This window comes from Streptomyces sp. TOM-9 (assembly GCF_056858595.1).
Genome location: NZ_JBXEQB010000001.1, coordinates 8,516,198 through 8,530,434 on the forward strand (window position 1 = coordinate 8,516,198; position 14,237 = coordinate 8,530,434).

The 14,237-nt window shown below is 74.0% G+C and carries 11 protein-coding genes; 4 read left to right on the forward strand and 7 right to left on the reverse strand.

Annotation, left to right across the window (positions count from 1 at the left end):
• Window positions 1-41 precede the first annotated feature (41 nt).
• The 4 genes from AC1VWI_RS39180 to AC1VWI_RS39195 form a co-directional block, all read right to left on the reverse strand.
• The gene (locus AC1VWI_RS39180; protein ID WP_499515794.1) at window positions 42-677 is read right to left on the reverse strand and encodes a DUF7003 family protein; all 636 of its coding nucleotides are present in this window, start codon (window positions 675-677) and stop codon (window positions 42-44) included.
• Window positions 678-756: 79 nt separating this feature from the next.
• Entirely contained in the window at window positions 757-1,386 is a 630-nt protein-coding gene (locus tag AC1VWI_RS39185) for a hypothetical protein (RefSeq protein ID WP_499515795.1), read from the reverse strand.
• 195 nt (window positions 1,387-1,581) lie between these two features.
• Window positions 1,582-2,355, reverse strand: coding sequence for a hypothetical protein (locus AC1VWI_RS39190; RefSeq protein ID WP_499515796.1), 774 nt, complete (start codon window positions 2,353-2,355; stop codon window positions 1,582-1,584).
• Between the two features lie 193 nt (window positions 2,356-2,548).
• Window positions 2,549-6,316: a S8 family serine peptidase gene (locus tag AC1VWI_RS39195; protein WP_499515797.1), complete on the reverse strand. Its 3,768-nt coding sequence runs from the start codon at window positions 6,314-6,316 to the stop codon at window positions 2,549-2,551.
• 376 nt (window positions 6,317-6,692) lie between these two features.
• On the opposite strand from AC1VWI_RS39195, the gene AC1VWI_RS39200 reads away from it, so the two are divergent.
• Window positions 6,693-7,022 (forward strand): calcium-binding protein, encoded by a 330-nt coding sequence (locus tag AC1VWI_RS39200; protein ID WP_499515798.1) that lies wholly within the window; start codon window positions 6,693-6,695, stop codon window positions 7,020-7,022.
• A 94-nt stretch (window positions 7,023-7,116) separates the two neighbouring features.
• Here AC1VWI_RS39200 and AC1VWI_RS39205 read toward each other — a convergent pair whose 3' ends face one another.
• On the reverse strand, window positions 7,117-7,767 hold the full coding sequence (locus tag AC1VWI_RS39205; protein ID WP_499515799.1) for a TetR/AcrR family transcriptional regulator: 651 nt from the start codon (window positions 7,765-7,767) through the stop codon (window positions 7,117-7,119).
• A gap of 105 nt (window positions 7,768-7,872) precedes the next feature.
• Between AC1VWI_RS39205 and AC1VWI_RS39210 the strand changes: the two genes are divergently transcribed.
• Complete coding sequence (locus tag AC1VWI_RS39210; protein ID WP_499515800.1) at window positions 7,873-8,433, forward strand: NAD(P)H-dependent oxidoreductase; 561 nt, start codon at window positions 7,873-7,875, stop codon at window positions 8,431-8,433.
• 60 nt (window positions 8,434-8,493) lie between these two features.
• Here the strand turns inward: AC1VWI_RS39210 and AC1VWI_RS39215 are convergent, their stop codons facing one another.
• Window positions 8,494-12,225, reverse strand: coding sequence for a S8 family serine peptidase (locus AC1VWI_RS39215; protein WP_499515801.1), 3,732 nt, complete (start codon window positions 12,223-12,225; stop codon window positions 8,494-8,496).
• A 376-nt stretch (window positions 12,226-12,601) separates the two neighbouring features.
• Here AC1VWI_RS39215 and AC1VWI_RS39220 point away from each other — a divergent pair, with 376 nt between their 5' ends.
• A complete protein-coding gene (locus AC1VWI_RS39220; RefSeq protein WP_499515802.1) occupies window positions 12,602-12,751 on the forward strand; it encodes a DUF1427 family protein in 150 nt (49 codons plus the stop codon).
• Entirely contained in the window at window positions 12,748-12,969 is a 222-nt protein-coding gene (locus tag AC1VWI_RS39225) for a DUF1427 family protein (protein ID WP_499515803.1), read from the forward strand. The genes AC1VWI_RS39220 and AC1VWI_RS39225 overlap by 4 nt, the downstream gene beginning before the upstream one ends.
• On the opposite strand, the gene AC1VWI_RS39230 is transcribed toward AC1VWI_RS39225, so the two are convergent.
• On the reverse strand, window positions 12,959-14,134 hold the full coding sequence (locus AC1VWI_RS39230) for a helix-turn-helix domain-containing protein (protein WP_499515804.1): 1,176 nt from the start codon (window positions 14,132-14,134) through the stop codon (window positions 12,959-12,961). The genes AC1VWI_RS39225 and AC1VWI_RS39230 overlap by 11 nt on opposite strands.
• Window positions 14,135-14,237: the final 103 nt, after the last annotated feature.

Sequence of the window (14,237 nt, forward strand, 5' to 3'; positions counted from 1 at the left end):
TGCGCCCCGGCCCGCCGTGCCGGCCCGGTGCCGTCGGCGCCCTACAGCGTTCCGGCGTCGGGCCAGTGGGACCAGTGGGTGTTGGGGGGAAGCGTCGGCCGGTAGCGGGACGGGTCGCCGGAGTCCAGGACCTCGGCCATCATCCGGAACGCCTCGCACCCTGCGGGCATGACGTCCCCCAAGTCCTCCGGCTGGTGCCATTCGTCCAGCCGCAGCAGCACCGGCAGGTCGTCGGGAACACCGGTGTGCAGTTCGGCGTCGTCGGCCAGCAAGAGCGCGCGGTGCGCGGGCGCCAGCAGCCGGAACACCTCCTCCAGTGGTGTTCCGGCGGGGGCGGCGACCGGAAGTGCCTGCCCGCGCACCATCACCGGAACCCCTCCGGCGTACACCTCGTCGTCGCCGAGGGTGATTTCCTCCATGTTGTCCACCCGGTCGAGGAACTCGCCGAACCCCGGCTCGCCACGGGTCAGGCAGTTGCCGAACCGGTGCACGACGTCGGTGAGGTTGCCGGCACGCGGGCAGTACCCCAGCAGTTCGGCCACCATCGCCCACCGAGTCGAGTCGCCGAACAGGTGGATCCGGGCGTCGACCGGGTGGTAGTAGCCGTTCAACAGGTCGGGGAACGTGGACTGATCCGAGCACAGGTCGAACTGCCCGAGGATGGACGAGGTGGTCATCACCCGGTACACCGTAGGGCCGGGCACCGACGGTGGCGCGAGGGGGCCGACCGAGGCGGGCGACGCGCCGCCGGTCCCCCTACTCCTCCTCGGGGTCCCCGGGGGCCGTGGCCTGACGGCCGAGCCAGTACAGGGCCGTGTCCACGTCGCGGGCGGTCCAGCCGGCCGCGTCGGGGCCGGAGCGGACGAGGAGGTCGTCGAGGAGGTCCATGTAGCGGCCGTAACGGCCGGGCGCCGGCGTCAGCTGGTAGCCCAGCCGCTCCAGGCCGAACTGCGCGCGGCGGTCGTAGACGGCCATCCGGTCCGGCGCGGCGGCCGTGAGCAGCGCCGAGGCCAGTGCGTCGCCGTGGCGGCAGCCGGGCAGGCCGAGCAGGGCCTTGCGGCCCTGGCGGGCGGCCGCGCCGCGCGGGGCGTCCTGGTCGCGGACCGCGTGCACGGCCTCGGCGGTGACGGTCCGGACCTCCGCGTCGCGCAGGTTCATGAGCTCGACCACCCACGCGGTGCTCGCCTGGAGCCGCTTCCACACCACCAGCGCGGCGATGTCGGTCTTGCCCAGGCTGCCGGTGTCCCGGGCGCGCTCCGCGACCTCCGTCAGCACCTCGTCGTACGCGGCCGGGACCGCGGCGCGGTACGCCGCGCGGGCGGCGGACAGGGTGGACCAGACTCCGTCGGGGAGCGGGGTGAGGGCGGCGGTCGCAGATGCGTTCATGGACCGATGGTGACCCGACTCGGCCCGCTCCGCGTGCACTTGGCCACTTGTGATCGGTTCGGTGCGATGTGTCGCCAGGATGGATCAGATCCAGCCAGGGGTGCCGGCCGCAGCGCCCCACCACGGCGTCCCGTCCGGCCGCGGCGCCACCGGTGACGACGCGACCGCACACGACGGTGCCGGCGGGCAGCCGGATCAGGGACGCACGGTTCCCGGCCCCGGGACCCCGCCCGGCAGACCCTTCGGCGCCGGTGGGGTGCCGTCCTCCGTCGTCCCGCGCAGGGCGGACACGGCGAAGGCCACCGCCGAGGCCAGCAGCGCCAGTGCCAGCGGCCCCCAGACCGCCGGGATCGACCACATCGGCCAGTCGCTGGCCGACTGCACCCAGAGCGTCACGATCGCCGTGCCGCCCATGGCGACGCCGTGCCACCGCACGGCCTTCGCCGCGTTCGCGTGGCGCGGCCCCGGCGCGAAGAGCGACCACAGCGCCCCGACGAGCCCCACCAGGCCGAACGAGAGGCCGGCGAGCGCGCCGCCGAGGCGGTCCTCGGGCCACTCCAGAGGCCCGTCGCTCGTCTCCTGCCGCGTCCCCGCGGCGTTCCGCACCTCGACGACCTGCCCCCGCCAGATCAGGCCGACGACCTTGTCGCCCGGCTCCAACTGAGACAGCACGGGACCGGGCCAACGGAAGCTCAGATGCCACGGTTTGCCGGACGGCAGCGACAACTCCGCCTCGGGCGACTCCCGCTTACCGCTGTGCGTGTCCACCGACCGCACCGTGAACGACTGCTCCCACCGGCAGTCCGACACCTCGACGGGCACGGAGACGCACGGCGGCGCCGCACGGAACTCCCGTTCCCGCTGCAGCGCACCGCGCGTCAGGAAGACCATCGCCACCCCTATGGCCAGCGCCGCCAGGGCGATCAGCAGCCATATCCCGGCCGGTGACTTCCGTTCCGCCGATCCCACTGCGTCTCCCTACCCCCGTGCGACCCCCGCGTGCCCATCCGACCACGCCGTGCCGTAGGCCGCTCAGGCCCGCGACCGGCAGCGTGGGACGCGCAGGATTGCCGGGTCAGGGCAACGAGGGAACTCCGGGGCGGAGGCGACGCGGCCGGCCCCTCCGTGCGGAGGGCCCGGCCGCGCTTCGTGCGGACGCGGATCAGGCCAGACCGGTCGCCCGGATCACCGTCTGCGTCACCGTGTCGCCCCGCTTGTCCGAGGCACGCACGCGCAGCGACAGGAACTCGGCCCGCCGCGGCGCGTCCAGACGGACCCGGGCGGCGCCGTCGTCCGCGCCGCGCAGCGCGAGCTTGTGCCACGTCCGGCCGTCGTCGTACGAGACCTCCACCGCGTCGGTGCTGACCCGCCCGGCCGACGCACCCGGCAACGGGGAAGCGCTGACCGTGAGTTCGGCGTCGCGTCGCGCGGCGCCGCCCGCGTCGGTGCGGATCCCGTAGTCGAGCTGCAGCAGCGGGAGCACCTGCGGGTCCTCCGTGCGCGGCGTCGCGGAGGTGAAGCCCCACTCGGTGCGGGTCGCGGTCGAGTACGGGTACCCCTCCGTCCGCTCGGTGGACGTCACCAGCCGGTACCGGCCCGAGGCCGCGGGGACGTCCCCGCCCAGCCAGCCGCCCTCGGTGCGGGTGACCAGATCGCCGCCCCGGTAGAGCTCGTTCACCTGGGAGGTGGTGCCCGGCCCGACCACACCCGCGTGGTCGCGGCCGCCGTCGCCCCAGGCCGGGATGGTCACGTCGAGCGCGTCACCGCTGCGCCGGGGCAGCCACTGGCTCTCGTTGAGGCGCGGGTGCTCGACGGGGCCGAACCACTGGACGTCGGTGGTGCGTCCCGCCGGGTAGTCGACCAGCCCGGAGAACTGGATGGAGCGGATGCCGTTGGCGGCCTCCTCCATCCAGGTCGCCTCACCGGCCGGGGTGACCCAGTCGGTGCGCTCGGCGCCCGCCGTCGACAGCCGGGTGCCGCCGACCTTGACGCCGAGGTAGGGCTGGATGTCGTAGCGGAACTCGTCGACCTCCGTGCCGGGTTCGTTGCGGAAGCCGACGTCGACCCTGGCCAGGCGGTGCTCGGCGGGCGCGTAGGTCTGCGTCTGCGGGATCGTGCCGTGCCAGGTGTGCACCAGGTCGTACAGGTAGTCCGTCTCTGCGTGGCCGACGACGCGCATCGGCACCGAGCCGGTACGGCTGTCCTGGATACGGCCGATCAGGGTCTCGCCCTCGGTCCGGGAGATGCCCGCGATGACCAGGTCGGTGCGGCGGACGGGCTCCCGCAGCCGGCCGTTCTGGTCGTTCACCACGACCAGCAGCGCGACGCCGGCCTTCTGGGCGGCGGTGAACTGGTCGTCGGCCGCCGCGGCGGCGACCCGGTCGTCGTCGTCCGCCACGAAACGGACCACCGCCACCTTGCCCTTGGCGCCGGCGGCCGCGTACTCCGCCGCGGTGCCGTTGCCCGCGAACACGGCGGGCAGGGTCCTGGCGCCCTCGGCCGGGCGCCCGGAACCGGGCTGGAGCCACAGGTCGTCGAAGGCCTGCTCGCCGGAGGACAGGGCCAGCAGCGGCTGCTGCATGCGCCAGCGCACCGTGTACGCCAGGTCGCCCCCGGAGGCCTTCGGCATGGGCAGCGCCCACACGCTGTCGAAGCCGTCGCCGACGGTCGCGGTGTCGGTGATCGCCGGGGAGCCGTCCTTGAAGGACTGGCTGAAGTCCATGCGGATGTCGCTGTCCGTGGACGTCTTCGGCGTGACGACCTGGGTCCTGCGCAGCTTCGTCCCGTCCAGCGTCGCGTCGGTGTCGGCGTCCGCGACCACGACGCCGGTACGGGCCAGCAGCGCCCGGCCGAAGGAGGACTCGCCGTGGACGCCGCGGACGGCGCCCCAGGTCCAGACGGTGTACGTGCCCGGCGGGACGACGGTGTCCAGCACGCCGTCGAGGTCGGTGTAGAGGGCCTGGGCGAACTCGTCACCCTTGCGCTGGTACATCACCAGGCCGACCAGCGGGTCGCCGGCGCGGTCGGTGACGTGGACGCGCAGGTGGTGGTACTCGTCCCGGGTGCTGACCGCGAGGAGGGTGCGCGTGACGGCCTTGCCGCCGACGACGCCCTCGACGTGCCCGGTGAAGCGGGATCCCGCGGGGGCCCGGTCGAGCGTGGTGGTCACGGTGGTGGACGCGGTGCCATGGGCGGGCACGGTGAGTTGACGGTCCGTCACGGTGAACAGGCCCTCGGGTGCCCCCGGCGCGTCCACCCGCGGGGTCACGGTGACCGCGGTGTCACCGGAGTTGGCCCACTCCACGGTACGGGTGACGGTCCCGCCGGAAGCGCCGCCCGGGGGGTGGATGCCGGCGTCGGCGGTGGCGGTGGCCACGAGGGTGGCGCCGGTGGCGGCCACCGCGTCCACGCGTCCGTTGCCGCCGGAGTCCGCGGGGATGTCCGGGGTCGCGACGGACGTGGAGACCAGGGCGTCCTTGATCCGGGCCCCGTTCCAGTCCGGGTGCTTGGCCGCCACCAGGGCGGCGACGCCCGCGACGTGCGGGGTGGCCATCGAGGTGCCGCTGAGGGTGGCGTACGAGCCCGTCCCGAAGGGTGCCCACTGGGAGCGGGCCGCCAGGATGTCGACACCGGGGGCGGTGATCTCCGGCTTCATCGCGTCGTCCCGGAAGCGGGGGCCGCGACTGGAGAAGTCGGCGATGGCGTCGGAGGAGTCGACGGCGCCGACGGTGAGCGCGGCGTCGGCGGCGCCGGGCGCGGCCACGGTGCCCTCGTACGGGCCGGCGTTGCCGGCGGCTATGGTGAACAACGCGCCCGTCTCGGCGCTGAGTTCGTTGACCGCCTGGCTCATCGGGTCGGTGCCGTCGGTGGGCTGGTCGCTGCCGAGGCTCATGCTGACCACGCGGGCCTTGGCCTCACGCGCGGCCCACTCCATGCCGCTGATGATCCAGGAGTCGGAACCGCTGCCCGCGTTGCTGAGGACCTTGCCCACGTGCAGCCGCACGCCGGGGGCGACGCCCTTCTCCTTGCCGCCGGACGCGGCGCCGTTGCCCGCGATGGTGGACGCCACGTGGGTGCCGTGGCCGTGGTGGTCGTCGACGTCCTCGCCGGGCACGAAGCTGCGGGAGTCGGCGACGACGCCGTCGAGGTCGGGGTGGCCGGTGTCGTAACCGGTGTCGAGGACGGCGACGTCCACGCCCTGGCCGGTGTCGCCCCCGGCCCACACCTCGGGGGCGCCGATCTGGGCGACGCTGTCGGCGAGGTCGGCCTTGACCTTGCCGTCGAGCCACACCTTGCGTACGCCGCCGGACAGGGCGGGGCCGCTCGCCGTGGCCTTCGCGGCCGCCTGCGGGGTGGCCCGGCCGGTCAGGTCGGCCCAGAACTCCGCCGCCTGGTCGTGGTCCTGGGTGGTGGCGGTGCTGTCGATGCTGGTCAGCGCACGTGCGCCGGTGGCCCCTTCGGGGAGGGACGGCGCCGCCAGCTTCCGCCGGGCGTCGGAGGAGTAGGTCAGGATGACGGGAAGGCCCTTGGAGCGGTCGTCGTCGTAACCGTCGGCGATGAGCCGCGTGACGTTGAAGAGGTCGGTGTCGAGGAGTCCGGTCGCCACGTACCGCTCGGCGGCGAACGGGTAGACGTAGGTGTCGCCGTTCTGCGTGGTGACGCGGGCGTCCGCGCGGTGGCCGCCGGGGCCCTGCACGGTGACGGAGGCACGGCCGTCGCCACCCGGCGTGACGGTGACCCGGTCGCCGGTGATGAGGGTGACGGTGCGCGGGCTGGAGCCCGAGTGGGCCCGGCCGGTCACGACCACGTCGTCCGTCGAGGAGGAGGGGGTGGCGTGGTCACTGGCAGACGCCGGTGGGATCGCCATCAGCATTGCCGCGACACCCGCGACGATCGGCAGGCCGGTTCGGCCCGGGAAGAGCGGTCTCACAGGGGATCCTTCACGTTAGATCCATCCAATGTCCGCCGCATGCTAGCGAGTTAAACGATTCAACGGGCCGGGAAACGAGAGGAGCACAGCGGCGTCTTTCCGCCCGCTGTCGGGATCACGACAGGGTGGGACCCCCGGCCGCCGGCGCCGTGAAGGGCGCGGTGGCGAACGCCGTCCGCGCGTGCCGATAACTCCTTCTCGACGTAGCACGGTTCATGGCGGCCGATCTCGAGACCGTGATCCGTGGACGCCCCGTTCCGCGGTCTCGCGGTGCCGCTCCACCGCCTGCGCCGGGCTGCCGCCCGGGCTGTGCGGTGGCCGCCACCGGCTCCGCGGCCGGGTGCGTGCGGGAGGCCCTCGTGCCAGGGGTGGCGGCGTGTCCGCGGGGCCACGGACGGCCCAACGCGCGGATCGGCCGAAGGTCGCCGACCTCGCGCGTAGTTACGATTCTCCCGACGGCCGCGGCGGCGACGACCTGATCTGCGGCGGAGCCGGCAACGACACGCTGACCGGCGGGGCCGGCAACGACCGCATCGAAGGCGGTGACGGAAACGACGCCCTGACCGGCGGTGACGGCGACGACGCCCTCTTCGGTGACGCCGGCAACGACGCCCTCTCCGGCGGTCCCGGCATCAACACCAACGACGGCGGACCCGGCACCGATGCCTGCGTCAACCCGGCCACCGGTCCCGGCTGCAATCCCTGACCGCTCACCGGCCCGCCGTCACGGCGGCGGGCCGGACGTACGCGCGGAGCGCCCGGGCGCCGCACCGCGGCCCGGGTGACGTCCGGCGACGGCGCTACCGCGGTGTGCCGAGGCGGTCGACGAGGTCGTGCCAGCCGGCGTCCAGCCGCTCGATGGGCATGCCCCGGGCCGTGAGCAGGTACTCCACGAGCACGGTGTCGAGGTAGGCCTGCAGCGTGTGCCCGGTCAGTTCGACGTCGCCGGGGGCGCCCGCCTGCCGGAGCAGCAGGGTCAGGTGCGTGAGCCTGAGCTGGTACGACGGGTTGAAGCGGCGGCTCTGCTCCCGGCGCGCGGCGAGGTACAGGTCGCGGTGGGCGTGCTCGTGGCGCATCACGGCGGGACCGAAGGCGCGCAGCCGCTCCAGCGGCGGGGCGTCCGGTCCCAGGGGCGGCGGACCGGTGAGGAAGGCCGCCTGGATCTGCTGCTCGATGTGGTCGATCAGCGCGAGCATCAGCCCCGTGCGGTCGCCGAAACGCCGGAAGACCGTCCCTTTGCCGACCTCGGCCGCGGCGGCGACGGCCTCCATGGTCACGTTCGCCGCTCCGTGCTCGGCGGCGAGTTCGGCCGCGACCTCCAGCAGACGCCTGCGGTTCCGTGCGGCGTCGGCACGCAGCCGTGGTGGCTCGCCCGCCGGTGTGAGGGTGAGGCCCGCGGGTCCGGCGGAGGCGTCGCGCACGGGGAGGACGGCGCGGTGCGGCTCGGTCATGGCCACAGCGTAGCGGTGGGAATAGAAGTGGACCGCGGTCCGTTTGCCTGGTACAACATGTAACCGGACCACGGTCCGTTTCGGTTCCTAGCAGGGAGATCGCCCATGTCCGTCCGCATCCTCGCCCTCGTCGGCAGCCTCCGCGCCGGTTCGCACAACCGCCAGCTCGCCGAGGCCGCCGTCAAGCACGCTCCCGAGGGCGTCGAGATCACGCTCTACGAGGGTCTGGCGGAGGTCCCCTTCTACAACGAGGACATCGACGTCGAGGGCGCGGTGCCCGAGGCCGCCGCCCGTCTGCGCGCCACCGCCGGCGCCGTCGACGCGTTCCTGCTGTTCTCGCCCGAGTACAACGGCACCATCCCGGCCGTCCTCAAGAACGCCATCGACTGGCTGTCCCGCCCGCACGGTGCCGGCGCCCTGTCCGGCAAGCCGGTCGCCGTGGTCGGCACCGCCTACGGCCAGTACGGCGGCGTGTGGGCCCAGGACGAGGCCCGCAAGGCCGCGGGCATCGCCGGTGCCTCCGTCCTCACGGACGCCAAGCTCTCCATCCCCGGCTCCGTGACCCGCTTCGCGCAGACGCACCCGGCGGACGACTCCGAGGTCGTCGAGGGGCTGACCCAGGTCATCGAGCAGCTGTCCCAGGCCGGTGCCGGCGTCGCCGCCTGAGCCCCACCTTCCACGCCGGGACCCCGAGGGCCGTCGCCCGCGGGGTCCCGGCGTCCCGCGTCAGCGGAGGCCGAAGGCCCGGATCACGGTCTGGGTGACCGCGTTGCCCGCGGAGTCGTGCGCACCCGCACGCAGCGAGACGAACCGGGCCTGCTTCGGGGCGGACAGCTTGAAGCGGCCGTCGTGCCCGCAGGCGGTCTTCCGCCAGGTGCGCCCGTCGTCGTAGGACACCTCGAGGGAGACGGCCGAGAGGGAGCCCGCGCCGACGGCGCCCGGGAGGTGGGCGGCCGTGACGGACAGCGCGTCGTTCCGGGCGGCCCTGCCGTCCGCGTCCGTGGCGATGCCGTAGTCGATCTGCGGCAGCGGCAGCACTGCCGCGTCGTCGCCCGCCGAGGCCTTGGACGTGAACTCCCACTCGGTGTGCGTGGTGGCGGAGTAGGGGCTCACCGAGGCGTCACGGCTCGCGTCCAGCACCAGGCGGTAGGGCAGCCGGCCCGTACCGGGGGCGGTGCCCCCCATGCTGGTGTTGGTCGTGCTCTGGCCCAGGCGCGTGCCGCCCTGGTAGAGGGTGAGCGTCTGCCGTGTGCGCTGGTAGTCCATCGACATGCCGACGTGGTCCGCGCCACCCCATGCGGGGATGTCGAAGGCCAGCCAGCTGCCGCTGCGGGTGGGCAGCTTGTAATTGTTGTTCAGGTACGGCCGCTCGACGGGCTTGAACCACTCCTGGCTGTGCCGGCTGCCCGCCCGGTACGTGGTGCGCGGTTCGACCTCGTACAGCAGACCGTCGACGTACGCCTCCTGGCCCCAGGAGTAGCCCGGTCCGGTGGAGACCCAGTCGACCCGCCGCGAGTTCACCGGCTCGCGCATCGTCAGGCCGATGCCCCAGTTGGAGTACACGGGCCAGTCGAAGCGGAACTCGCCGCCGCCCTGGGCCGGGTCGGGGCTGTCGAAAGTGACGTCGACCCGGGCCAGGTTCTTCGTGCCGCCCTTGACGACGAGGTGGCCGGGGATCTCGTTGTGCCACGTCCACATGAGGTCGTAGACGTACGGGCTGACCGGCTGCGAGCCCACCTTCAGCACGGCGCCCCGTGCCGACGCGCGGCGCAGGAGCCGTTCGCCCTCGTCGGTGCTCAGCAGCGCCACGTCGATCCGGGCGGGCGTGAAGGGGTCGTCGGTGTAGCTCCGCAGCTGGCGTCCCGGCTGGTCGTTCACGACGAGCAGGAGCCTGGCGCCCGCCGCGACCGCCGCGGCGGCCTGTTCGGCGTCGCCCACGGCGCCGCCCCGGCGCACGACCACCGCCTTGCCGCGCGCGTCGAGCCCGGCGTAGTCCGCGCTCGCGCCGTCACCGGCGGCCACCAGGGGGAACGCGTAGTGGCCCTGGGCGAGCGCGGTGACGTCCGCCTGCCGCAGGACGTCGGTGAACGCGTCGTTCCCCGCGCTGACGGACAGCGCCGGCTGCTCCTTGCGCCAGCGGGCGCCGAGGTGGAAGTCGCCGTGGGTGACCTCGTGCGTGGTGGGCTGGGCCCAGAGGCTGTCGTAGCTGGTCTGGGTCTCCATGTAGTCGCGCCAGCTGCCGCCGCCCATCGCGCGGTTGTACTCCAGGCGCTGGTAGGTCACCTCGGTCGGCTGCGGTGTCGTCATGTCGACCCGCTCGAGCTTCGTCGCGTCCAGCATCACCGTGCGGTCGCCGTCCATGACGACCTCGGGGTCGCCGAGCAGTGCCATGCCCATCGAGTGGGGGCCGTGCACGCCGCGCACGTCCTTGAAGGACAGTACGGAGTAGACGTCGTCCGGGAGCCAGGTCTCCAGCCGCCCGGTCTGGTCGACGAGGTAGAACGCCGGGTCGAAGTCGCCGGAGCGCAGCACCTCGACGACCCCGGACATGGGCTTGCCCTCGCCGTCCTTGAGGACCATCGTCAGCCTGTGGGCGGCGTCGCCCAGCGACACCGCCGTGTGGGTGACCGTCCTCCCCGCCGTGTCGGCCGCGACGACCTGACCTGACCAGCGGCCGTTCCCGGTCGCCTTCGAGCCGTCGATGGTGACGGTGACCTCGGCGGTGCCGTGCGCCGGCACGACGACCCGGGACGCGGACAGCGCGAACAGCCCGGCGGGGGCGTTCGGGGCCTGGACGGACAGGGCCAGCGTCACCGGGGAGCCCCCGGTGTTGGTGTACGTGACCAGACGCTCGACCGCGGCGGCACCGCCGCCGGCCTCGGCCTGACCGGTGAACGCGGTCGCCGAGGCGAACACCTCGGCGCCGAGCGCCGAGGGCACGTCCACCCGGCCGCTGCCGGCCTGGAACGCGTCGTACTGCGGGGTCTGCTTCGAGCTGCTCACCAGCAGGTCCTTCAGCTGGGAGCCGGTGAGCCCCGGGCGCGCGGCCGCGAGCAGGGCCGCCGCGCCCGCGACGTGCGGTGTGGCCATCGAGGTGCCGCTGAGCGTCTGGTAGCTGCCCTCGCCCTCCGGCGCGTACTGCGAGCGGGCCGCCAGGACGTCGACGCCGGGCGCGGTGATCTCCGGCTTGAGACCGCCGTCGCCGACGCGCGGACCCTGGCTGGAGAACCAGGCGACGTCGTCGGAGGAGTCGACGGCTCCCACCGTCAGGGCGGCGTCCGCCGCTCCCGGCCCGCCGATGCTGCCGGGCGTACCCATGTTGCCCGCGGCGATGACGAACAGCGCGCCGGTCTGCGCGCTCAGGCGGTCGACCGCCGCGCTGAGGGGGTCCGTGCCGTCGGACGGGGTGTCGGAGCCCAGGCTCATGCTCACGACGTCCGCGTCCTGGTCCACCGCGGCCCATTCCATGCCGGCCAGCACCCAGGAGTCCTGGCCGGAGCCCGAGTCGGCCAGCACCTTGCCCACGTGGAGGTCCGCGCCGGGGGCGACGCCCTTCTCCTTGCCGTCCGAGGCGGCCCCGGTGCCGGCGATGGTGGACGCGACATGGGTGCCGTGTCCGTTGCGGTCCGTCACGTCCTCGTCCGGGACGAAGGTCCGGGTGGCGGTGATCCGGCCGGACAGGTCGGGGTGCCCGGTGTCGACACCGGTGTCGAGGACGGCGACGTCGACACCCTTGCCGGTGTCGCCGGCCGACCACGCCTGCGGGGCGCCGATCTGGGCGGTGGTGTCGGCGAGATCGGCCTCGACCTTGCCGTCGAGCCAGATGCGGGCGATGCCGGAGCCGAAGGCGGGGGTGTCGCCCGGGGTGGTCTTGGCGGCCCGCGATCCGGCCCCGGGCGCGGAGGTGACGGCCTGCCAGAAGTCTGCGGACCGGTCCCTGTCCTCGGTGAGGGCGGCGCCCTGGACGCTGCTGAGGTCCCTGACCCGGGTGGCACCGCGCGGCGTCGTGGAGCGCAGGCCCGCGGCGGTGCCGTAGGAGACGATCAGCGGCAGGTGGTCGAGGTGCGCGTCGTCGTAGCCGTCCGCGACGAGCTTGCTGATGTTGAACAGGCGCCGGTCCAGGGTGCCCGCCGCCACGTAGGGGAGGGCGGATTCCGGATAGACGTAGAGGTCCCCGCGGGACTCCATGATGTGCGCGCGGGTCTCGGACCCATTGGCGCCGCGCACCTCGACGGTGCCTCCGGCGGTACCGGACTGCCGGGTGATAACGATGTCACCCGTGATCAGGGTGACCGTGTGGACGCCCGCGGGCACGTTGCCCCGCGCCGCCGGGGCGTCGGCGCCGGCGCTCCCGGGCGAGGCGGCCTGGGCGGCGGACATGGCGGCGGGTTGCGCCATCGACAGGAGGGCGGCGCCGGCGGCGGCGAGCACGCCCCAGCGTCTGGGTGATGGTCTCAAGGGATTCCCTGGCTGTTCCGTGGGGCCGGGGTCGGCCCGCCGACGGTTCGGACTGCCCCGGTGGGGGCGGTCGCATCCTGGCCCCAAACCCGGGGACGGGGGCAGGGCGTGCGAGGTGATCTTTCCCACGTCCGCATCGCGACCGTACGGGTTTGGGGTCGTCAATCCCGCCCCCACGTGCGGAAGTTGCCGGCCGGACCCAGGGCGCGGCGCACCGTTGCGAGCCCGGCGGGCGCCGAGGCGTCGGCGGCACGCGCCGGTGGCCGCGCCGTCCTGACGGGGTCACCTGACGCCGCGCTGCACGACCGGGCGCCATCCGTGCTGCTAGAAAGGGACGTAAATTCTCATATCGGTAAAGAAGGAAAGGGGGGTCGGCGTGGGCTACGCCGCGTCCTTCGGAGCGGGCCTGGTCGTCGGCATCATGTACGGCCTCCTCAGGGTCCCGTCCCCCGCGCCGCCGTTCATCTGTCTCGTCGGCCTGGCCGGCATCCTGATCGGCTCCTCCGTGCCGGAGTGGCTCGCGTGAGGTCCCTGCTCTCGCGGTGCCTCATTTCCTTCTCCGTGGGGGCCCTGGCCGGTGTCCTGTACTGGCTCATGGGCGTCATGTCGCCGGCCCCGCCGTGGATCTCGCTCGCCGGGCTGCTCGGCATCCTCGCCGGCGAGGCGGCGACGCGGCACCTGCTGACGCGCCGCCGGAAGCGGCCTGCCGACCCTGCGGAGGGGCCGCCCCCGGCTAGTCCGTGAAGGGGGCTTCCCGGTCCGGCCCCAGCCACGTCGTCAGGGCCCACCACCAGTGGAGGGCGTCCAGCGGCCCGGACGTGGCGTCCGCGGGCGGCTCGCCGGTGATCTGCCGGAGCCGGCCGAGCCGGTAGCGCACGGTGTTGGGGTGGGTGAACAGTGCGGCCGCCGTCTGGTCCAGACGTCGTCCGTGGTCCAGGAACGCCAGCGCGGTGAGGGCCAGTTGGCGGTGGAAGGCGTCCGAAGGATCCAGGGCGCCCAGGAGCCTGCCGGCCAGGAACGAGCCCAGCAGCGGGTGCTCCCCGGTGGCGATCTCACCGGCGAGGTCCGTCAGCTCCCGCACCCCGCGCCGTCCGCGCCGGCCGCCGGCGGTCAGCGCGCGGACGCACAGCCGGTGGACGGGCGGCAGCTCGTCCGGCGGAACGGCGGGGGAGAGGACGACGAGCACGCCGGCCGCCTCCGGCCCCAGTTCCCCGCGCGCGGGCATCCGGGGGAGCAGGCCCGCCGGCCGGCCCTCGACCCGTCCGGCGATCCCGCGCAGCGCGGTGATCCGGTCCGTGAGGCGGCGGGCGCCGGCGGCGTCGAGGCCGTCCGCGACGAGGCAGTGGTACGTGCCGCCGGGCCGGAGCCCGGCCCGCGCCAGGTCCGCTGCCGGCGGCGGGGTGCCGCCCGTCAGGAGCCGGCGCAGCACCCGCGCCCGCAGGCCGTCGGAGGCGGGCGGCAGTTCCTGCTCGGCCGTGCGGTAGCCGTTGATCACGTGGCGTTCGACGGCGTCGCCGTACTCCTTGAGCCGCAGGACCGCCGAGAGCAGCATGCCGTCGGGCACTCCGGCCGACCTGCTGCGGTCGACGGTGATCTCCACCGTGCGGGTGAGGGCCGCCTGGACGCCGTGGAGCACCGAGGTGATGGGGACGCCCTGTTCGGCCCGGTCGGTGCCGAGCAGCAGGGCGGCGGCGAAGTCCTGGCCGTCCACGCGCCCGAAGGTGCCGAGCCACGGTCCGGCCGCGGCGACGATGGCGGTGACGTGCCGCCGGGTCTCCGCCTCGCCGAGCCGGGCGACGTCGGGGGAGTGGGTGCGCGCGGCGTGCACGAGCTGGCCCCGTACGTCCGGGTCGCCGGCCATGTCCCGCAGGATCCCGGCGACGGGCTCGGGCTGGTGGGTGACCGTCAAGAGCCTCGCCCCTTCCGCGAGCGAACGCTGTGGCCGGGCGACAACCGGGTGCGGGCGCATTGGCGGCCGGCCACTACCGCATTGTCATGACCACCTGATTACC